The organism is Streptomyces sp. NPDC041108, assembly GCF_055592645.1.
On the sequence record NZ_JBVIYK010000037.1, the window covers coordinates 1 to 20,523 of the forward strand.

Here is a 20,523-nt window from a genome sequence, read left to right on the forward strand (position 1 = left end):
TCCCGCTCAACCTGACTGCTTCGCAGTCAGGTTGATGCTCCGTCCGCTGCGCTCCCGGAGCTGCGGGACTTCGTCCCGCTGTCAGGCTTCCGCTTCGCTCCAGCCTGGCGAGGCGGGTCCGCTGCGCTCCCCCGCCTGACGGTCCTTCCGGCTGCGCCTCCAGGACCTGGGGCCCGCTGGCGCGGGCCGGGCTGGCTACCGGGCGGGTGGGTGGTTATTCGATGTGTCCGGTGGTTGGGTCCACCTGTTTCAAGAAGTCCCGTGCTGACGCCTGCAGTTCCGGCTCGCTCAATGCTCTGGCCGGCTGCACGGCAGAAGTGAAGCCGTACCCGGGGTTGGGGCCTGACAGCCAGGTGAAGTCGTATGTGCCCGGCTCGTCGGGTCGCTCGGTGAGATCGAACGTTTCCCCGTCGACCATCAGTGTCAACCGCCGTGTGCTGCGTCCGTCCATGACTGGTCAGTATGCCGGGGTCCTGGCATCGCTTGTTCGTGCCGGTGTTTCAGGATGGCGTGTGCATCAGGCTGATGCAGCATGTAGCATTGGAGAAAATATGGGACACCCATCAACCACCCGTATCGGGCCCGGTAGTTTAGCAGCCTGGCGGACTGGACGGGGAGAAAGGCGTTATGGTTTCCGATGCGCTGAAAGCTGTTGATGACGTGGAGCCGTGGACACCCGCGCATCAGGCCGTGGAGACAAGTGACTACGAGACACTCGCCGTGCTCTTGGACTCCGGGGTCGACCCGAACGAGATGTGCTTCGGGCACACGCTGCTGACTCACGCGATCGACCTCGAGGGAGACAGTCACCTGCAGTCGGGGCATCCACTGCACACGGCCACCACGGCGATCCTGCTGGCGTACGGTGCCGATCCGCGTCTGCCAGCCGCTGATGGGGAGACTCCTCTACAGATCGCCGAGCACTACGACCACGAGCCGGCGCAGCGGCTGCTTCAGCGCTTCCTGGCGCCCAGGGCTGTTGAGGCTCCAGGGAGTGCGCGTGGCGAATGATCGGGAACCTTCGGTACCTTCCCTCCACGGTTCGGGCTGTTCTTACGCGGATGTCTCGATCTATGTGGATGCGGTGGACGGGGCGCGGGCCGTGCCTGGCCGTCGGGCCGCTATGTGTGTCCGGCGAGTACAACGGCTACGCCACGGGCCGGCGGGCCCACCCCTTCGACTTCCTTGAATGGCCGACCGTGCTGGAGTGCGAGACCTCCGCAGGAGCGCCGGCCGATGTGGTGCAGGCCGTCGCGGCCGTGCTCGAAGCACTGTGGCGTGGCGGCTTCAAAGCCGTGGCCGCCTGTGACTTCGAGGACGAGCTGCCCGCACGCGGCGGGGCGGACAGATACCCCTTCCCTCCTGCCTCCGACAGGTCACCAGCTTCTGCTTGGTCGTGATGGAAGAAACTGATTTCTCCCGGGAAAAGAAGGAGTGGAATTCTGTGATCAGCCTCCGGGAGCATCAGGTAACACAAAAAGCAAAAATTCGGGAGTGGGTTAGATTCTTTGCAAGATCGTCTGTGCCTGCTCGGGGAGCGCGGGGCATGCTGGTGTCCGCGACCGGATCCGGGAAAACGATCACCGCTGCCGCAAGTGCGCTCGAGTGCTTCCCGGACGGCCGGCTCCTCGTCACGGTCCCGACCCTGGACCTGCTCGTACAGACCGCCCAGGCGTGGCGCCTGGTGGGCCACAGCTCCCCGATGGTCGCGGTGTGCTCACTGGAGAACGACCCCGTGCTGAACGAGCTGGGGGTACGCACCACCACCAACCCCATCCAGCTCGCCCTGTGGGCCGGGGATGGTCCGGTCATCGTGTTCGCCACGTACGCCTCTCTCGTGGATCGCGAGGACTTCGATGACCCAAAGGGCCAGGGGCGCGTTCGCGGGCCGCTGGAGACCGCTCTGGCGGGTGGAGAGCGCCTTTACGGGCAGCGGATGGACGGTTTTTCGCTCGCCATCATCGATGAGGCCCACTCAACCGCAGGCGATCTTGGCAGGCCATGGGCGGCGATCCACGACAACGCCCGCATCCCCGCCGCCTTCCGGCTCTACCTCACCGCCACCCCACGCATCCTGGCTTCCCCCCGGCCGCAGAAAGTCGCGGACAGCGAGGAACTCGAGATCGCGTCAATGGGCCAGGACTCGGAAACCTACGGGCCCTGGCTGGCCGAACTCGGGCTCTCAGAGGCAATCGAGCGCGCGATCCTCGCCGGATTCGAGATCGACGTACTGGAGATCCGCGACCCCTCCCCCGTCCTCGGGGAATCGGAGGAAGCACTGCGGGGCCGGCGCCTCGCTCTGCTGCAGACCGCGCTCCTGGAGCACGCGGCCGCGTACAACCTGCGTACGGTCATGACCTTCCACCAGAAGGTGGAGGAGGCCATGGCGTTCGCGGAGAAGATGCCCGAGACGGCAGCCGAGCTGTACACCAACGACGCCTCCGACGACGACCTGGCGGCCGCGGACAAGCTGCCGAAGTCCTCGATCGACGCGGAGTTCTACGAACTCGAGGCCGGCCGCCACGTACCCCCGGACCGGGTGTGGTCGGCGTGGCTGTGCGGCGACCACCTCGTATCCGAGCGGCGCGAAGTCCTGCGCCAGTTCGCCAACGGCATCGACGCCGCCGGCCGCCGGGTCCACCGCGCCTTCCTCGCCAGCGTCCGCGTCCTCGGAGAAGGCGTCGACATCACCGGCGAACGGGGAGTCGAGGCCATCTGCTTCGCCGACACCCGCGGCTCCCAGGTCGAGATCGTGCAAAACATCGGCCGCGCGCTCAGGCTCAACCGCGACGGCTCCACGAAAGTCGCGCGGATCATCGTGCCCGTCTTCCTGGAGCCCGGCGAGGACCCCACGGACATGGTCGCCTCCGCCAGTTTTCGCCCCCTTGTAGCCGTTTTGCAGGGACTCCGCAGTCATGATGAACGACTCGTCGAGCAGCTCGCCTCCCGTGCGCTCACGAGCGGGAAGCGCAAGGTGCACGTCCGTCGGGACGAGGACGGGCAGATTGTCGGGGCCGGCGGCGAGGACCAGGAGGACGACACGCAGGCCGCCGCCGAAGCGGCCCTCCTTCACTTCTCCAGCCCGCGCGACGCCGCCACGATCGCCGCTTTCCTGCGCACCCGGGTCTACCGGCCGGAGTCACTGGTGTGGCTGGAGGGTTATCAGGCCCTGCTGCGCTGGCGGAAGGAGAACGAGATCACCGGCCTCTACGCCGTGCCCTACGACGTCGAGGTCGAGGTCGGGGCGACGAAGGCGTTTCCGCTTGGGCGGTGGGTGCACCAGCAGCGCAAGGCCCTGCGGACCGGGGAGCTGGAGGAGCGGCGCAAGACCCTGCTGGACGCGCCTGAGGCCGGGATGGTGTGGGAGCCCGGTGAGGAAGCCTGGGAGAACAAGCTCGCCGCGCTCCGGTCCTACCACCGGGCCACCGGGCACCTCGCTCCGCGTCAGGACGCGGTGTGGGGCGAGGGCGAGGCCATGGTGCCCATCGGGCAGTACATGGCCAACCTGCGCCGCAAGGGCGGCCTCGGGAAGGACCCGAAGCGCGCGGAGGAGCGCGCGAAGCAGCTGGCCGCGATCGACCCGGACTGGGACTGCACATGGCCGCTCAACTGGCAACGCCACTACCGGGTGCTCGCCGATCTGGTCGACGCCGACGGCGTCCTGCCCTACATCGCGCCGGGCGTCACCTTCGAGGGCGATGACATCGGAACGTGGAGGTGGCGGCAGCAGGAGCCGGGCACCTGGGCGCAGCTCCTGCCCGAGCAGCGCGAGCGGCTGACCGCGCTGGGCGTGCAGGGTGCCTCCCTGGCCGTGACGGCCGCCGCCCCGGCGGAGCTCCCTCCAGCGCCGGCCGACGCGGCCAAGAACCCGAAGAAGGCCGGGAGCAAGGCTGAGGCGGCGTTCCAGCGGGGACTGGCCGCCCTGGCGCAGTGGGTGGAGCGGGAAGGGCAGCGGACCGTCCCGCGCAGCACGGTCGTGGAGATCACAGTCGACGGCGAGGCCGAGCCGGTGCCGGTGAAGCTGGGCGTGTGGCTCTCGAACACCAAGTCGAGGCGCGACAAGCTCACGGGGGAGCAGCTCGCCGCCCTCGCCGCGCTGGGCATGGACTGGGCGGGCGCGGTCCTGGCGGTCGAGGCCGCCCCTGCGCAGCCCGCTCCGTCGGCGGCCCCGACGGAGCGGCCGCCGTGGGATCACCACGAGGAGTGCGACAAGACGCACTACGAGGGCGGGACTTGCACCTGCGACCTCATCGAGCGGTACGGACCGAACACCGAACGCGACGACTACTGACCCTGCTCCCGCACCGTGACCGTTCCCCGGGCCTTTGGAGGCCCGGGGAACGGCAAGCCAACCGTGCCTAGATTGCACGAAGCTCGGAGCTGATCCCCATGCCGTCAAGGTCGCTCACGAGCCTCCAGTAAACGTCGCTCTCGTAGAAGCTCGCTGCATCGCCGTTCCCCTCAGCGGGGTCGATCTTGTCCATCTCGGGGACGTCGTAGGCCACCGTGTAACCGGCCTCCGCATCGTTCCACTGGACCCGGACCACCATGTCCGCTGTGCCGATGTCGTAATTGTCGTTCCCGTAGTTCTTAGCGATGTACTCGAACGGGTACGTGAACGTATAGCTGTCGTCCTTCTTGATCGACCGCAGGTAGTCCAGCTCGTTCTCGAAGCCATAGTTGTTCGACTCACTCCACATGGAAGGAGCGTAGTGCTCTGCACCTCTGCCAGAGTCGACACCATGGGCCAGCAGGCAAAGCGCTCGTAGACCGCGGAGCCCGTAGACGGTGCCTCCGCCCCGCGGTCCTGGAACACTTGGGTCATGCCACTCATCCGTGACCTCGTCCAAGCCGATTACTCGGTGGTGGAGGAGCTGCTGTACTCGAACCATCTGGGAGACGGCAGGTTCTACGACCCCGAGGGCCTGGACGTCGTCGTGGCCGAACTCCGCGGGTCTGTCGTCGGGGTCGCTGAGTTCCAGCTCCACTGCGACTTCGGGCACGACAAAGGCCGGGAGGCGCATCCCGGCGAGCAGACGTTCGTCTTGACGATGGCCGTCGCTCATGCCGCTCGTCGCGGCGGGGTCGGTCGGGCGCTTCTCGCCGAGATCGCCCGCCGGGCCCAGGAAGCCGGCCACACGTTCCTGGCACTGGTGCCGCAAGACGGCGGCGATGCGGCTGACCGGCAGGCGTTCTTCCAGGCGTGCGGGTTCACGCTCTACGGCCCCGCCGGACCGGGCGCGGCGTGGGGCTGCCCGGTCTCGGAGATTCTCGCCGTGAAGGGCACGGCTGCCACCGCCGGTGAGTAACCCGCACTGGGCTGTGGCCTGAGCGGAACCGTGTCCGCCTTGCCGGTCGGGGAGTTGACCGGGCAGGGAGAACATCACCACTGCGGCCGAATCCACGGTGTCCGGTGCCGCGATCGAGCAGTTGCTGTTCACCACCGACTGGCTCACGGGCGGGCGCGCCACCGCGAACATCGCCCTCACCGAGCAGGCGGCCTCCGGTGGGCTGGTGGAGCAGGCGTACCCGTCGGCGGGTGAGGCTGATCGGCCGCAGGCCAGGAATTCCGCATAGGCCGTGGTCTTCGTGGTGGAAGGGCAGAAGGCGGCTGGCGACGCGGCATGCCGTGTTGGTGTGGATCTCCAGGTGCGCCGGCTGGTGGCAGATGGAGTTCAGATAGCCGCTGATGCCGGCCATCGCAGTCTTTCCCGGCTGCTCGAGAGGATGTGGGTGCTCGCGGTTGCTCATCAGGCACTCGAAAGGAGGCCTTGAAAGGCCATTTGTCCGCGGTCCTTGGGATCCAGGGTAGGGCGGTTGCCGGTCACCTGGAGCGGTCCCGTCTCGGGCAGGTACAGGAGGCGTCCGACTTCGTTCCTGATCCGCTTGTCGGTCGTGTGCGGCACAGCGCTCCTGCTCCAGCTGCCCCCGGGCGGCAGCCGTGGAGGAGAGAGCATGCACGGATACCGAAAGACGATCTTTAAGGACCGGGCATCCCACCCTTGAGGTCTCTGCGCCTCCGCCCGGGCGGACCGCTCGCCTCCAGACCGTCCCTGGCCTGTCGGAGACCAACGCTACCGAACCGTGCCTCACAGACGACCCCGACACGCCACGCCCTGCGACACACGACCCGTCTCGGTGGTAGTTGATCCGCTGTGAGCCGTGCTTGGTCGGACGCAGGGTCTCTCAATTCGCTTCGTAGACCTGCGGCATTTTGATGTGCCGGATGTTTTCGCCGCGGAGAGGTTCGGGGAGCGCTTGTGTCGTGATGACCTGTGTGCCCGTAGCTTGAGCGGCTTCTCCCAGGTCCTGCAGGACGGCCTTGATGACGCTGGCGTCGATGCCTTGCTGGTAGGGGTTGTCGAGCATCAGGAATCCGGGGAAGGCGCACTCTTCGTCCAGGTCGTTTGCCAGGAAGAGGGTGGCGTAGCTGTAGGCGAGGAAGAACAGCACCCGTAGTTCGGCGCCGAGGATCTGGTTCCAGGGGCGGGTGCCGACGTAGAAGGTGAGGTCGCTGTCGCTGATGGTGATGCTTCCCTTGACCCAGCCGTGTCCTCGGTAGGTCTGGAGGAAGGAGTTCATGCGGTCTGCGAAGAGGGCGCAACGGTCGGCCGGGGAGAGGCCGGCGGCTTGGTGCGGGGGCTGGGCCTCGGTGATGTCGTTCAGGGCTTGCTGGGCTGATGCGACGGTCTGGGTGGCCTCGATGCGGCGTTGCAGGATCTCTTCGATAGCCGGGAAGGCGGTCATCTTCTGTTCCAGCTGCGCGATGTTTCCGGCGAGGTCCTCCAGCGCTGTCATGAAGGGGGCCAGTTGGGCGGCTCGTTCGTTGTTGATGCGCTTGGCCAGTTCGGCTTGTTGCTGTTCCAGGTGAGTGCGGCGGTCATGGGCAGTTTGCAGATCGCTGGCAGTGCGGGCGATGACGTCTTGCAGGTCTGCCAGTTCTGATTCCAAGGAGCGGACTTCAACTTGGGCGCGCCGTCGGCGTTGGTCGTCGCTGACGGGCTGGTTGCAGAGGTAGCAGGCGTCGTCGTCGTGGGGGCGGCGTGGATCGACATTTTGTTCGCAGGCGGGGCAGAGCCGGACAGGCAGGGCGTCGAAGAGTTCGACGGAGGTGATGAGGCGCTGCATGCGGCCGATTTCTGCGGTGACGGTCTGCGCTGACTGCTTGTGCTCGTGGTGGAGTTGCTCAAGGGCGGTCACCTCGTCGAGGGCGCGCTGGAGGCGGCGTGAGGTGTTCTCGTAGTCGGTGGTGAGGGTGGTGTCGTAGCCGGCGCCGGTGGTCTCGTGGCCGCCGTGGACCATGTTGTTGATGTCGGCGGTGAGCTGTCGGCGCTGCTCGTAGGCGGCATCGAGCTCAGCTCGGACGGCGTCGCGGGCGGCTGCTACTTGTTCCAGTGAGCGGGCCACGGGGATGTTGAGGCGGTCGGAGATGGCGGTGACGGCCTGGAGGGTGCTCTCCTGGACTTCGCGTTCGACGGCTTGGGCTTCGGCCAGGCGTTTCCTGGCTTGGGCGATATGGAAGTCCTTGTTGGAGTACTTGACGCGGGCGAATCCGAGGAGCTGGCTCACGACGGCGCGCCGGATGAACTCGGCTTCCTTGTTGGCGAAGTCGGTCCAGGAGTCTTCGTTGCGGTAGATGTGGCGCAGGGTGTTACGGAAAGACAAGGGCGTGAGCTGGTTGGCTGATTCGGCGACGATTCCCTTGGGGATTTGCAGGTCGGGCCAGTCGAGCTCCTGCAGGATCCAGCTGGAAAAGGCGTCGACGTTCAGGTCGTCTCCGTCGATGTAGACCTTGTTCAGGCGCCCGTGCTGGAGGGACCTGGTCAACTTGTGCGGGCGGCCGTTCAGGGTCAGGTCAGTGCTGATTTCGACGTACTTCTCGGCTACCGCCATGGTCAGGGCGTCTCGGGGGCTGTCCCGGTCGCCGAGACAGTAGTCGATCGCCTTGAGCGTGGTGGTCTTGGAGCTGTTGCGGACCCCGGTGATGATATTGAGCATGCCGGAGCGGAAGGTGTACTCGTCGATTTCGCCGGTGTGCTGCACGAGCCGGACGGACTCGACACGGATGCCGCGGCCGGGGTGTGCGATGACGGGCTTGGTCATGGCTGGATCTCCTGGCGGAAGGGCGCGTTGCCGACCTCGTCCGGGAACAGCTCGTAGATCAGGTCTTTGAGCTGGGTGCCGGTCATGCCGGCGAGGTTGCCTTGCATGGCTTCGCAGCGACGGACCAGCGGCTGGAACTGAGAGGTGCGCGCGAGCCGCTCCGCAGCCTTGCGGCCGGCGGCCTTGAGCTTGATGCGTTCGGGCTTGTGGCTGGTGGTGACGGTGACCAGTTCGCGTGAGACGAGGAAGGCCAGGAACTGCCGGTAGCGGTGGTCCCAGGGGCCGTAGCGATAGCGGACCATGGGCGCTTCGACCTCAGTGGAGTCCTGGGCCAAGAAGGCGTCACCGAGCGGCACGACCTGCGGCATGGCGGCATGGGCGCGTTCCAGGAACCCGGGGTAGCGCAAGAAGAAGTCGAGTTTAGCGAACTTCGTCCGGCCGGCGATGTAGAAGCCCGGCTGCTGACCGCACAGGTGGATGAGCAGTAACAGGCGCGCGGCGTGGAAGTCCGGGGAGTCGTCCGGGTCCCAGGGACGGTGCAGGGGCGGGACGACGCGGCTGCCGATTTTATGAGGCATCGACGTACCTGTTCAGGCAGCGTGCGGTGATGTCGCTGAGGGTGGCCAGGGCATCAACGAGGTTGTACGTGCGATCAGCTACCTGGGGCATCTGGGCGACTTTGAGAACCGTGGCCTGGTAGGCGTCGGAGCCTGGAGAGATGAGGCCGCTGCGCCGCTCGGCCATGGTGACGGTGCACAGGGCGTGAACGTCGTCGGCCAGGTCGTCGAGCTGCTGCCGTCTGGTGCCGATGCTGGCCCGGCGTCTGCGGCGGAAGGTGAGCATGGCATCGTGCTGGGCTTCGGCTTCCACGTCGGAGACGCCTGCTGGCCGGAGTTTCTCCTGGAGTGTCATCAAGGGTTCCGTGGAGCCGTCGCTGCGTCGGCCGGTGACCTTGCGCACGCTGTCTTCCAGGGTTGCCTGGAAGGTATCGCGGCTGACGCTCTGCGCCCGCAGGGCCCGGGCGCTGCGGGCGATGCCCTCTATCAGACGGGTCATCGCCTCCTCCACCTCCGCGTACATCGGCCCGGTGCCCAGGAGCGCACCGACGTGCGGGGCCAGACGATGCAACGCTTCTCGTTCGACGTCTTCGATCGTGCGGCCGGCGACGAGGACATCTAGCCGGTCCACGCACCAGGCAATGTCGCGGCCGTCCGGGAGCTGCAGATCGCTCATCCGTTCTATAACGGCGTTGCGCGTGGGCTCGCTCACCGGCCCGCGGGGGCGGTCCCGTTCCACCGCAAACTCATACAGATTAGGCTGCGGTATCTCGTTGATGATCAGCGTGAAGCGGGTGTCATCCGGAAGAGGCTTGCCAAGAAACAACTTGCCGAGATAGCTCGTCTCCACCGTCTTCTGCGGAGTTTCCGGCCTGCAGACGCTGGCCACACTGTGCCGCGTACCGGCCTCTTCAATCGTCTTGACCTGGCGGTAGTTCGGCGCGCCATCGCGGTAGCAGAGGATGTCTTCCAGGTCTTCCCAGGACACCGAAGTCCACTGCCCATCCAGCATGTCCAGGCAGTCCAGGAGAGTGACTACATCCTGGTAGGCGAAACCCCGCCGGCTGCGCCGCCCGCCATCAGCAGGTGCCAAAGCCATTGGCACTCCCTGACGCCCCCCGGCCCAGCGCTTTCATACAACCGGCACACACGTCTTGTCGCACCTATACCCCCCAACGACATCGGAAAGGCAGTAGATCACCACTTGCTTCAGGGGGGCAACGGTCAGCACCGAATCGAACGCCGTGCGTGACAATAAGCGATCTGCCGTCGCCCCTGCCCACCAAGAGGCCATGCAGTCACCCGGACGGCCGACGACCTGAGTGGAAGGCATGGTGCGTGATGTGGCCGCTGCCGGAGCCGATGCTCACCACCCCCGTGTCCGTGCCGATCTGCGGCCTGGCTGTGCTGCGGAGCCGAAGTTATCGACAGGGTTTGGCACTGTCCGTTGTCCACGGAACTCATGAGGTCCATGCGACGGCTTCCCGGCTCCGCCGGGCTCCTACAGATGGACCAGGGCCTGTCCGATCGGCGGGGAGTGAACACCGGACAGGCCCTGGCGCTTCGGGCGCGATTGAGCGCGCGGGGGAGATCGGCTGGGGTGATCCCGTGGCCGTCGTCGGGGTCAGTCCAGCAGCAGGACGGTGGTGTCCGGCGGCAGCGTCCCATCCTTGCTCAGCGGTGCTGAGGCGAGGAGGGGGCTCAAGGCGTCGGGGAGCGGGATCGGCCGGTCCGAGAGGTTGACCGCGCACAGCAGGCCGTTGCCGCGTTCGAAGAAGAGTGTGTCGGGCGGGCTGTCCAGCCAGCGGAACTCCTCGCCTCGCAGATTGGGGTTGGTGCGGCGCAGGCGCAGGGCGGAGCGGTAGAGCTGGAACATGGAGGTGCGGTCGGCCTGGTTGGCTTCGGCGGTGTAGTACTTCCAGTCGTCGGGCTGCGGAAGCCAGGGCGTGGCGGACCCGTATGTGCTGAAGCCGAAGGGCGGGGTGTCGTCGGCCCAGGGAAGGGGGACGCGGCAGCCGTCGCGGCCTCGGATGGTGTGGCCGGAGCGTTCCCAGGTGGGGTCCTGGAGGGCCGACTCGGGGAGGTCTTCGACCTCGTAGAGGCCGAGTTCCTCGCCCTGGTAGATGTACGCGCCGCCGGGCAGGGCCAGCATCAGCAGGGCCGCCGCCCGTGCTCGGCGGGTGCCGAGGGTGAGGTCGGTGGGGTGGCCATGGTGGCGCGTCGGGGTGGTCACGCCGGTGTGGGCGCGGCCGTAGCGGGTGACGTGGCGTGTTTCGTCGTGGTTGGAGAGGACCCAGGTGGCGGGGGCGCCGACCTTCGCCAGATCGGTGGTCGTGCGGTCGATGACCTCCTTCAGCTTGTCCGCTTCCAGGGCGCACTTGAGGAAGTCGAAGTTGAAGGCGGTGTGGAGTTCGTCCGCGCGGAGGTAGTCGGGCATGCGGCCGGGGCGGACGTGGGCCTCGGCGACGAAGACGCGGGGTTCGGGGTAGCTGTCGGCGATGGCGCGCCAGCTGCGGAAGATGTCGTGGACGCCGTCGCGGTCCCAGTGCGGGTGGTTCTGCTGGTCCTCGCCTGTGATGACGGAGAACTCCGTCAGGCCGAGGTCCGGGAGGGCGGGGTCCTTGACCATGCCGTGGGCGACGTCGATGCGGAAGCCGTCGACGCCCAGGTCGAACCAGAAGCGCAGGATCGACTCGAACTCGGCCCGGACCTCGGGGTTGTCCCAGTTGAGGTCGGGCTGTTCGGGGGCGAAGAGGTGGAGGTACCACTGGCCGTCCGGCGTGCGGGTCCAGGTGGGGCCGCCGAAGGCCGCGTGCCAGTCGTTGGGTGGCAGCGAGCCGTTCTCGCCCTTGCCGTCGCGGAAGATGAACCGGTCTCGTTGCGGGGAGCCGGGCGGCGCCGCCAGTGCCTCCTGGAACCAGGCGTGCTGGTCGGAGGTGTGGTTGGGGACGATGTCCAGGATCACCCGCAGGCCCAGCTCGTGGGCCTCGGTGATCAGTTTCCGGGCCTCGTCGAGGGTGCCGTACGTGGGGTGGATGCCGCGGTAGTCGGAGACGTCATAGCCGCCGTCGGCCAGGGGGGACGGGTACCAGGGGTTGATCCAGATGGCGTCGACCCCGAGGTCGGCCAGGTACCGCAGACGGGAGCGGAGGCCGGCGATGTCGCCGGTTCCGTCTCCGTCGCCGTCGGCGAAGCTGCGTATGTACACCTGGTAGATGACCGCGGAGCGCCACCAGGAGTCGTTCGCGGTGTCCTTCGTGACGTCGTTCGTGGGGGTCGGGTTGCGCATGTAGCTCGGTCCTGTCGGAGGAGGTGTCCGTATCGCAGCGGGTTTCCCGCCCGGCTATCCCTTGGTGGCGCCTGCCGTGCCGCCGCGGACGAAGTGGCGCTGGAAGGCGAAGAAGACCAGGGCCACGGGGATGGTCATGAGCAGGGCTGCCGCGAGCTTGATCGGGTAGAGGTTGCCCTCACCGAGCTGGCCGGAGACGAGTGAGGCGACCCCGGAGGTGAGGGTGTTCAGTTCCGGGCTCTGGCGAGACACGATGAAGTGCGGCAGTTCGTTCCACGATCCCTGGAACGACAGGATGGTCAGGGTGATGAGGGCCGGCTTGGCCATCGGCAGCACGATGGACCAGAAGATTCGGAAGGTGCTCGCGCCGTCGATGCGGGCCGCTTCCTCGACACTGACCGGGATCGACTCGAAGAACTGCTTCATGATGAACACCCCCGCGGCATCCGCGAGCAGCGGCACGATCATTCCGGCGTAGGAGTCGTACATCCCGAGCTGGTTGAGCACGAGGAACTTCGGGATGAGCAGGACCACGCTGGGGACGGCCATGACCGCGATGACGGCGGCGAACAGTGCGCCCCGGCCGCGGAAGCGCAGCCGGGCCAGTGCGTATCCGGCGAGGGAGTCGAAGAACACACGGCCCGCGGTGACGAAGAGTGCGACGACGACGGAGTTCGTGAACCAGCGCGGATAGTCCGCATCGGCGAGCCGGCTGAAGGCGGCTGTCGTGAAGTGCGGGGGCCACAGTGACAGCGGGTGGCTGGTGGCGTCCGCGTCGGTCTTGAAGCTCGTCGCGAGCTGGATGAGGAACGGGTAGATGTAGAGCAGCGCGACGGCGGTGAGGACGGTGTAACCCAGAGCGCGCGTAAGGGCACTGCCGCGGCGCGAGCGGTTGCCTGAGCGGCGGGTTGTGTGTTGCTCGACTGTGTGCGCTGTGGTGTCTGCGTCGGCGAGCTTGTGCTGTGGGCTCATCGCGTGCCTCTGTTGTGGGCGTCGGCTGTGGCCGCCGGGGCGGCTGTGGTGGGCGCGGTTGCGTCGGCTCCCGGGGGTGCGGGGTGGGCCGTTGCGGCGGTGCGGGTCATCCGGCCGCCCTCGTGGTCGGGCCGGATCCGGAGCGTGCCGCTTTCGCCGCGCGCCGGGTGGCTGCCTTGGCGCGGGCCTCGTCCTTGTCGCGCAGGACGAACCGCTGCAGCAGGGTCATCGCGACGATGATCGCGAAGAGGATGAAGGCGATGGCACTGCCCTGTCCCCACTCGTTGTTGATGAACGAGGACTGGTACGACAGGAACGCGGGCGTCATCGTCGTCTTGGCCGGTTCGCCCCGGGTCATGACGTAGATCTGGTCGAAGACCTGCCAGGTGCCGATGAGTCCGAGGGTCAGGACGAGGAAGAGGGTCGGCTTGAGCATGGGCAGCGTGACGTGGCGGAAGCGCTGCCAGCGCCCGGTGCCGTCGATCTCGGCGGCCTCCTCGACCTCGAGGGGTATGTCCTGCAGCGCGGCGAGGAACATGAGCATGAACGTGCCCGCCGTCGTCCACACGACCAATGCGATGATCGCGGTCATGGCCACGCTGGGGCCGGAGAACCACTCCCACAGGGACAGGCCGCCGACGCTCGTGTCGGCGAGTGCGGACGGTGGTGCGTCGGTGTTCACGCCGAGGGCGCCGAGGGCGAGGTGGATGATGCCGCGAGGATCAGCGAACCAGGCCGGTCCATCGACTCCGATCTTCGCCAGCAGTGAGTTGACGACGCCGCTGGAGGAGAAGATGAACAGGAAGACCACCGAGATCGCGACCGAGCTCGTCACCGACGGGAAGTAGTACGCGGTGCGGAAGAACCCCTTGCCCTTCAGCCGTCTGCCGTTGACCAGGAGCGCCAGGCCCATCGCGAGCGCGGTCTGCAGCGGGACGACGAAGAGCACGTAGTAGGCGTTGTTGCGCAGGCTCATCATGAAGTCGCTCTGCGGCAGGCCGGGTTCGGTGACCAGTGGCGCGTAGTTCTGTCCGCCGACGAAGTCCACCCCGGACGAGAAGGGGCTGCCCTGGCCGTTCCAGTCGGACAGGCTCACCCAGAGCGCCATGACGATCGGCACGACCAGGAAGAGTCCGAGCACGACGAGGACGGGTGAGACGAACAGCCAGCCGGCGAGACCTTCCCGGCCCCGGATACCGCCGCGAGGGGCAGGGGTGCGGCGGCTGCCACCAGCCCCTCGACCTGCCTTGGTGCCGTCGGGGCCCGTGTCCTTGCGGCGCCCGCGCGGCACGGAGGACGGGGCGTCGGCCTTCGCGGTGCCTTCCGGGCGGGCCGGGCCCGGGCCGCCACCCGGGCCCTGTGCGGGCCCGGGGTTCGGTTCACTCATCGCAGATTCACTCTCGTTCGGTTCGTATCCGGGTGGTCCGGGTGATCCCGGGTTACTGGCCTACGACCGCCTGCGCGTTCTTCTGCAGTCGCGCGAGGATCTCCTCCGGATCGGCCTTGGGCAGGCCCTGCAGGCCGGTGTCGAAGTCGGCGAGCACCTGGTCGATCTTGGCGACGTTCACCGGGGCCTGGGCGTACGCGGCACCGTCGATGTAGGGCTTGTCCTGCGGGAATTGCGCGACGTAGTCGGCCTGGGCGGACTGTCGCGACGGCATCACGCCGACCGCCTTGGCGAAGGTGAGCTGGTTGTCCTTCTCGGTCATCGCCTTGACGAAGTCGAGGGCCGCGGCCTTGTTCTTGCTCTTCGCCGCGATGCCCCAGCACTGGGTGAAGGCGAGCGTGCCCTTGCCCGCGGGTCCGGCCGGCAGCGGGACCGCCTTGTACTTGACGTCCGGGTAGTCGCTCTTCATCGCGCCGGCGATCCAGTTGCCCTCGATCGTCATGGCGGCCTTCTGCTTGCCGAAGGCTTCGCCCGACCATCCGGAGTCGAGCTGCTTGGGGTACTTGGCCGAGCCGTCGGCGAGCAGCGACCGGACGAACTTCAGGGCCTCAAGGTTCTCCGGCGAGTCCGCGGTGACCTTGGTGGCGTCCTTGTTCGTCACCCAGCCACCGGCCTGGACCATGAAGGCCCCGATCCGGTCGCGCGTGTCGCCGAGCGCCAGGCCGACCTGCTTGCCCGTGGTCAGCTTCTTGGCCACCGCCGCCAGTTCCTCCCAGGTGGTGGGGATGTCGGCGTCCGTCAGGCCGGCCTTCTTCCACGCCTTGGTGTTGATCTGCAGGGCGAGCGTGGAGAAGTCCTTGGGGGCGCAGTAGAGCTTGCCCTCGTAGGTGAAGGCCTGGCGCAGCGCGGGGTAGAAGTCGTCCTTCCCCTCGAAGCTGTCGCCGTACGGTTCGAGGCTGCCCGCGCTCGCGTAGGTCGCGAAGCGGCCGGCGTCGACGTAGAAGACGTCCGGCGGGGTGTTCGCGGCGAAGCCCTGGCCGAGCTGCTGGTTGATGTCCGTGGCCTGGGTGACGGTCGCCTTGTTGCCGGACTTCGTCGCCCATGCGCCGGCCGCGTCGGTGACGGCGTTCTTCTCGGCGTCGCCGCTGGCGGCGATGAGGACCTTGATCGAGGCGGGGCCGCTCGACTCCTGGCTGTCCGCCTTGTCGGTGTCGTCGAACCCACTGCCACCACAGGCCGTCAGGCTGAGCGACAGCAGCGCGACGGCACCGACCGCCCAGCGGATACGCGGATTTCTCATGATAAATCTCCTTGTGCAGGGCCGACCTGACGAGCCGGTGGTAGAGGGGACCGCATCCCGTCGCCGCACTGGGGCTATGAGCGGGATCGCGAGTGTTGGCCGAGCGGGCTGCAGCGGGCTACGGAGCCCGCTCGGCAGGGGAGGAAGGTTCGGGTGTCGCGGGAGCGGCTCAGCCGCTCCCGCGGACCACTAGCCGGGGCGGCAGCAGGACTGGGCTGGGCGGGACGTCCGGCGATTTGGGGGTCGCCAGCAGTTCCTGGAGCATCCGCAGGCAGGCGGCGGCGGCTTCGTCGTACGGCTGCGCCACGCTGCTCAGGCCGACGACCGCCGCAGTCGGGGAGTCGTCGAAGCCGACCACCGCGACATCGGCCCCCGGGCGCAGTCCACGCGCGGTGATCTCGGTCCAGGCCCCCAGCGCCAGCGAGTCGCTCGCGCAGACGATCGCGGTCGGCGGGGTGGGCAGGTCGAGCATCGCCGCGGCGGCCTCGCGACCGGTGTCCAGCCCGTCGGGGACGCCCGCGTCGTAGCCGGCAGGGGTGTCGATTCCGGAGACGGCGAGGAGGGAGGACCAGCCGCTGCGCCGGTCGTCACCTACCTCTAAACCTTCCGGCCAGCCGAGGAAGGCGATCCGCTGGTGGCCGGTCTCGATGAGGTGCCGGGTCGCGGCAAGGGTCCCTTGCGCACCGTCGACATCGACCCAGCCGTGCCGCTCCGGGGCATCTGGTTCAGCCCCCCAGGGGCGGCCGAAGGTCACGAACGGCACTCGGCGTTCGGTGAGCCATGCCGTCCGGCGGTCGCCGGCGTGGGTGGCGTGCAGGACGAAGGCGTCGAGATCGTGATCGTCGAGGAGCTGTTCGTACAGGGAGCACTCGTGGTCGTCGTCGGTCGCCGTGAACACCACGATCCGGTAGCCGGCCTCCTGGGTACGGGCGGTCAGCGACTGCAGGAAGTGGGCGAGGACGGCGCCGTTGACGCCGTCGCGCGGCGGCTCGATGCGGGCGCCGATCAGCTGGGAACGCCGGGTCCGCAGCGTCCGGGAAGCCTGGTTCGGGCGGTAGTTGAGCTCCTTGATGGCGGCCTGCACACGGGCCAGCGTCTCCGGCCGCACCCGATGCGGCGCGTTGATGACGTTGGACACCGTCTGCATCGACACAGAGGCATGCCGCGCCACGCTTTCGAGTGTTACTCGCGCCATCGCGAAGCCACCTCCACAAGTTCACTGCGCCGCAGCGTATCCGCCGTTGCGGCACCGCAGTGCGTCGCCGTCCCGCTTGGATTTGAACGTTAAATTTAGCGTTCCAATCGGTTACTGTGGCGATCGGCGCCCGGACTGTCAAGAGTCGGCGCAGTCACGAATCGCCCTCACAACCGCCCACGACACACGAGGGCACCGGACGGAGCTTCCATGACTTCACCCCAGCGGCAGCCGCTCCTGCACGACCTCTCGGTCACCCTCGCCGCCCCGACCGTCGTCCTGTCCAATCCGGACGGCAATCTCGACGCCGCCGCTCCCGGAGCCGGCGTGCAGGGGCTCTTCCACGCCGACGTACGCGCCGTGAGTCTGCTGCGCGTGACGTTGCGCCCCGGCACCGGAGCTGCAGACGGTGACGAGGGCTGGCTGCCGGTCGTCGCGGTCATGAACGCAGCGGAGGGACCCGGCCGCAGCCGCTTCGTCGGCCTGGCCCAGGCGCTCGGCGACGCCGTTCCCGACCCGACCGTCCGGGTCGACCGGCGGCGCATCGTCAATCCCGGCCTGCTCACCGAGCAGCTGACAGTCCGCTCCACCGCGACAACGCCGGTGCATCTCGCCGTCCGGGTCGAGATCGCCGGGGACCTCGCGCCGCTGGAGCACGCCAAGGCGGGCCGGGCAGCCCGGTCTCCTCTCCAGACGACGGACGAACTGCTCTCCGACGACGGCGTATTGCGCTGGGGCGACGAGGCCGTCAAGGTCGCCGTCAGCGCCCCCGGTGCGACGCCCGACGCCGAACACTCCACGCTGACCTGGACCCTCACGGTCGAGCCCGGCGAGAGCGCCGACCTGCACCTGGCCGTCGAGGTCTCGGAATCCGACGCGGTCGTCACGGCCGCCGACCCCCGGCCCACCTGGCAGCGTCCGGAGGTCACCGCCGACGACCGCCGACTGCCCGCGCTCGTCGCGCAGAGCCTGGACGACCTCCACTCGCTGCGCATGGCCATGGCCGCATCGCCCGGTGACGCCTTCCTCGCCGCGGGCGTCCCCTGGTTCTTCACGCTCTTCGGCCGGGACAGCCTGTGGGCCGCCCGGATGCTCCTGCCCCTGGGCACCGACCTCGCCCTGGGCACCCTGCGCACCCTGGCCGCCCAGCAAGGCACCCGCACCGATCCAGCGACGGAGGAAGAGCCGGGCAAGATCCTCCACGAGGTCCGGAGCGGGGTCTTCGACGACGGCCAGGGCCTTGTCCTGCCGCCCGTCTACTACGGCACGGTCGACGCGACCCCCCTGTGGGTCTGCCTCCTCCACGACGCATGGCGCTGGGGCCTGCCCGCCACCGACATCGAACCGCTGCTGCCCGCGCTCCAGGCGGCGCTCGGCTGGATCGACACCGCCGCCCAGGCCGGAGACGGGTTCCTCTCCTACATCGACCACACCGGCACCGGACTGGCCAACCAGGGCTGGAAGGACTCCGCGGACGCCGCCCGGTTCGCCGACGGCCGCCTCGCCGGAGCTCCCCTCGCTCTCGCCGAAGTACAGGGATACGCCTACGAAGCGGCCCTCGCCGGCGCGGCACTCCTCGACGCCTTCGGACTGCCGGGCGGCGAACGCTGGCGGACCTTCGCGGCCGACCTCGCCGACCGCTTCCGCGCCCGGTTCTGGGTCTGCGACCAGCACGGCCCCTACCCGGCCATGGCACTCGACGGCTCGGGCCGCCCCGTCGACGCCGTCACCAGCAACATGGGCCACCTCCTGGCCACCGGCATCCTCAACGCCGACGAGAGTGCCGCCGTCGCCGCACGGCTCGCCGCCCCCGACATGTCAGGCGGCTACGGGCTGCGCACAATGTCGTCGGCATCCGGCGGCTTCGGCCCACTGCGCTACCACTGCGGCGCCGTCTGGCCCCACGACACCGCCATCGCCGTCACCGGCCTCGCCCGCACCGGACACCCCGAAGCCGCCGCCCGGCTCATCGAAGGCCTCCTCGACGCAGCACCGGCCTTCGACTACCGACTGCCGGAACTGTGGGGCGGCGACGCACGCGCGGACACCCCCGCCCCCGTCCCCTACCCCGCCGCCTGCCGACCACAAGCCTGGTCCGCGGCATCAGCCATCGCCCTCATGACCGCGCTGACCGGACTGGAACCCGACGTCCCCGCCGGCCGCCTCCACCTCCGACCGACAGGCCCACTCCCCGTCGGCGCCCTCACCATCACCGGGCTCACCGTCGCGGGAGAACGGCTCGACCTCACCATCGACTCCGACGGCCGGATCGAATCGGTCTCGGCACCCGCAGGACTGACCGTCGAGAAACACCCGGCGCCGTGCCCGGCCAAGACCGGTCCGGTCATCGGTCACCCGGGCGGCCGATGACCTGGGTGGAAGGCATCATGCGTGACGTGGACGCTGCCGGAGCCGATGCTGGCCACCCCCGTGCCTGATCCTGCTCTGCAGCCGGGCTGGGCCGGCGAGCCCAAGTGGGACGGCTTCCGTGCCCTGGTCTCCGTCGAGGCGGGCCGGGTAACGCTGCGCTCCAGGCGCGGCACCGAGATGGCGGCCTCGTTTCCAGAGGTCGTGGCCGGGGCCGTGCAGCTGCCGGACGCGACCGCGCTGGACGGCGAGCTGGTCGTATGGGACGCCGCGGGCCGCCTCGCGTTCGAGCGGCTGCAGAACCGGCTTGCCCGGCGTGGTGCCGGGGCGGCCCGGGCGACGGAGGAGTGGCCGGCCTACTTCGTCGCGTTCGATCTGCTGCGGCTGTCCGGGACGGACACGACCTCCTGGCCGTACCGGCGGCGCAGGGCCGCGCTGGAGTCCGTGTTCGCCGCCCGCAGGCTGTCGGCGCCGTGGGCGCTGTGCCCGTCGACCACCGAGGCCGACGTCGTGCGCAAGTGGCTGACGTGGGCGTCGGTCGGGATGGAGGGGGTGGTCTTCAAGAGACTGGACGACGCCTACCGCCCGTCGGTGAGGGGCTGGCAGAAATACAAGGTCCGCGAGACGAGCGAGGCGATCGTCGGCGCGATCACCGGCTCTCTGGCCGTGCCCCGCACGCTGCTGCTCGGCAGGTACGACACCGAAGGACGCTTTCAGTACGTCGGCCGCACCACCACCCTCGCGCAGGCGGCAGGTGCCGCGGTCGCCGGTCTGCTCGCTGCGGGGCGGCGCGGTCATCCGTGGACAGGCTGGTCGTTCTCCGCCGGGTGGGGCAGCCAGGAGAAGCTGAACGTCACGCTGGTGGAACCCGAGCTGGTGGTGAAGTCGGCGTCGACGTCGCCCGCGACGCCTCCGGCCGGTGGAGACATCCCGCACGCTGGCACCGTGCGCGCCCCGACCTCTCCCCCGCCGACGTCCCCCGCCTGACGTCACCGCCGCGCTGACGGCGGCCCGGCGCGGCGGCCCCGCCGACGCGCACCCGGCCTGAGCGCGCCCCGATCCCCGGCTGCGTCCGCGCCACCCATCCCGCCCTCCCTCATCCTCAACTCCAGCCAGGGCATGGTCGAAGGGGGTCGCAACGGGGATGTCAGCAGCCCGACCACGCAGTACGCCAGTGTTGACCTGGGCGGACCTCGGGGCGCGGTGGGGGCCAGTGCAACACCTACCGCAACGCTCAGCGCAACACTTGGGCGCAACACCTAGATGATTAGTTCCGATGTGGCTCAGTGGTCGTAGGCGGTCAGGGACCTGGTGATGGGTGCGCCGATGGTGCGGTTGTGCCAGATCGCGCAG

General features: G+C 68.4%; 17 protein-coding genes. 7 read left to right on the plus strand and 10 right to left on the minus strand.

Annotated features, from left to right (window positions below; all coding sequences use genetic code 11):
* Nucleotides 1-214: 214 nt before the first annotated feature.
* Complete coding sequence (locus ACZ6BB_RS41410) at nt 215-451, minus strand: hypothetical protein (protein WP_471620250.1); 237 nt, start codon at nt 449-451, stop codon at nt 215-217.
* A 176-nt stretch (nt 452-627) separates the two neighbouring features.
* On the opposite strand from ACZ6BB_RS41410, the gene ACZ6BB_RS41415 reads away from it, so the two are divergent.
* The 3 genes from ACZ6BB_RS41415 (at nt 628) to ACZ6BB_RS41425 (ending at nt 4,291) form a co-directional block, all read left to right on the plus strand.
* Nucleotides 628-1,011, plus strand: a complete 384-nt coding sequence (locus tag ACZ6BB_RS41415) for an ankyrin repeat domain-containing protein (RefSeq protein ID WP_471620251.1) — start codon at nt 628-630, stop codon at nt 1,009-1,011.
* A gap of 116 nt (nt 1,012-1,127) precedes the next feature.
* The gene (locus tag ACZ6BB_RS41420; protein WP_471620252.1) at nt 1,128-1,400 is read left to right on the plus strand and encodes a hypothetical protein; all 273 of its coding nucleotides are present in this window, start codon (nt 1,128-1,130) and stop codon (nt 1,398-1,400) included.
* On the plus strand, nt 1,400-4,291 hold the full coding sequence (locus ACZ6BB_RS41425) for a helicase associated domain-containing protein (RefSeq protein WP_471620265.1): 2,892 nt from the start codon (nt 1,400-1,402) through the stop codon (nt 4,289-4,291). Before ACZ6BB_RS41420 ends, ACZ6BB_RS41425 begins: the two co-directional genes overlap by 1 nt.
* Before the next feature lie 67 nt (nt 4,292-4,358).
* Here ACZ6BB_RS41425 and ACZ6BB_RS41430 read toward each other — a convergent pair whose 3' ends face one another.
* On the minus strand, nt 4,359-4,700 hold the full coding sequence (locus tag ACZ6BB_RS41430) for a hypothetical protein (protein WP_384280595.1): 342 nt from the start codon (nt 4,698-4,700) through the stop codon (nt 4,359-4,361).
* A 123-nt stretch (nt 4,701-4,823) separates the two neighbouring features.
* Here ACZ6BB_RS41430 and ACZ6BB_RS41435 point away from each other — a divergent pair, with 123 nt between their 5' ends.
* A complete protein-coding gene (locus ACZ6BB_RS41435) occupies nt 4,824-5,309 on the plus strand; it encodes a GNAT family N-acetyltransferase (RefSeq protein ID WP_471620253.1) in 486 nt (161 codons plus the stop codon).
* A 97-nt stretch (nt 5,310-5,406) separates the two neighbouring features.
* The gene (locus tag ACZ6BB_RS41440; protein WP_471620254.1) at nt 5,407-5,577 is read left to right on the plus strand and encodes a hypothetical protein; all 171 of its coding nucleotides are present in this window, start codon (nt 5,407-5,409) and stop codon (nt 5,575-5,577) included.
* Nucleotides 5,578-6,186: 609 nt separating this feature from the next.
* Here the strand turns inward: ACZ6BB_RS41440 and ACZ6BB_RS41445 are convergent.
* The 8 genes from ACZ6BB_RS41445 to ACZ6BB_RS41480 all read right to left on the minus strand — a co-directional run bounded on the left by ACZ6BB_RS41445 (nt 6,187) and on the right by ACZ6BB_RS41480 (nt 16,803).
* Nucleotides 6,187-8,103: a hypothetical protein gene (locus ACZ6BB_RS41445; RefSeq protein WP_471620255.1), complete on the minus strand. Its 1,917-nt coding sequence runs from the start codon at nt 8,101-8,103 to the stop codon at nt 6,187-6,189.
* Nucleotides 8,100-8,681: a hypothetical protein gene (locus ACZ6BB_RS41450; protein ID WP_471620256.1), complete on the minus strand. Its 582-nt coding sequence runs from the start codon at nt 8,679-8,681 to the stop codon at nt 8,100-8,102. The genes ACZ6BB_RS41445 and ACZ6BB_RS41450 overlap by 4 nt, the downstream gene beginning before the upstream one ends.
* Complete coding sequence (locus ACZ6BB_RS41455) at nt 8,671-9,759, minus strand: dsDNA nuclease domain-containing protein (protein ID WP_471620257.1); 1,089 nt, start codon at nt 9,757-9,759, stop codon at nt 8,671-8,673. The genes ACZ6BB_RS41450 and ACZ6BB_RS41455 overlap by 11 nt, the downstream gene beginning before the upstream one ends.
* 525 nt (nt 9,760-10,284) lie before the next feature.
* Nucleotides 10,285-11,949, minus strand: a complete 1,665-nt coding sequence (locus ACZ6BB_RS41460; RefSeq protein ID WP_471620258.1) for a glycoside hydrolase family 13 protein — start codon at nt 11,947-11,949, stop codon at nt 10,285-10,287.
* Between the two features lie 54 nt (nt 11,950-12,003).
* On the minus strand, nt 12,004-12,921 hold the full coding sequence (locus ACZ6BB_RS41465; protein ID WP_471620259.1) for a carbohydrate ABC transporter permease: 918 nt from the start codon (nt 12,919-12,921) through the stop codon (nt 12,004-12,006).
* A 106-nt stretch (nt 12,922-13,027) separates the two neighbouring features.
* The gene (locus ACZ6BB_RS41470) at nt 13,028-14,308 is read right to left on the minus strand and encodes a carbohydrate ABC transporter permease (RefSeq protein WP_471620260.1); all 1,281 of its coding nucleotides are present in this window, start codon (nt 14,306-14,308) and stop codon (nt 13,028-13,030) included.
* A gap of 52 nt (nt 14,309-14,360) precedes the next feature.
* Nucleotides 14,361-15,608, minus strand: coding sequence for a sugar ABC transporter substrate-binding protein (locus ACZ6BB_RS41475; RefSeq protein ID WP_471620261.1), 1,248 nt, complete (start codon nt 15,606-15,608; stop codon nt 14,361-14,363).
* A 169-nt stretch (nt 15,609-15,777) separates the two neighbouring features.
* Nucleotides 15,778-16,803, minus strand: coding sequence for a LacI family DNA-binding transcriptional regulator (locus tag ACZ6BB_RS41480; protein ID WP_471620262.1), 1,026 nt, complete (start codon nt 16,801-16,803; stop codon nt 15,778-15,780).
* A gap of 210 nt (nt 16,804-17,013) precedes the next feature.
* Here ACZ6BB_RS41480 and ACZ6BB_RS41485 point away from each other — a divergent pair, with 210 nt between their 5' ends.
* Nucleotides 17,014-19,173 carry an amylo-alpha-1,6-glucosidase gene (locus ACZ6BB_RS41485; protein ID WP_471620263.1) on the plus strand — a complete coding sequence of 720 codons (2,160 nt, stop codon included), beginning with the start codon at nt 17,014-17,016 and terminating at the stop codon, nt 19,171-19,173.
* 21 nt (nt 19,174-19,194) lie between these two features.
* On the plus strand, nt 19,195-20,157 hold the full coding sequence (locus tag ACZ6BB_RS41490) for an ATP-dependent DNA ligase (protein ID WP_471620264.1): 963 nt from the start codon (nt 19,195-19,197) through the stop codon (nt 20,155-20,157).
* Nucleotides 20,158-20,523 lie beyond the last annotated feature (366 nt).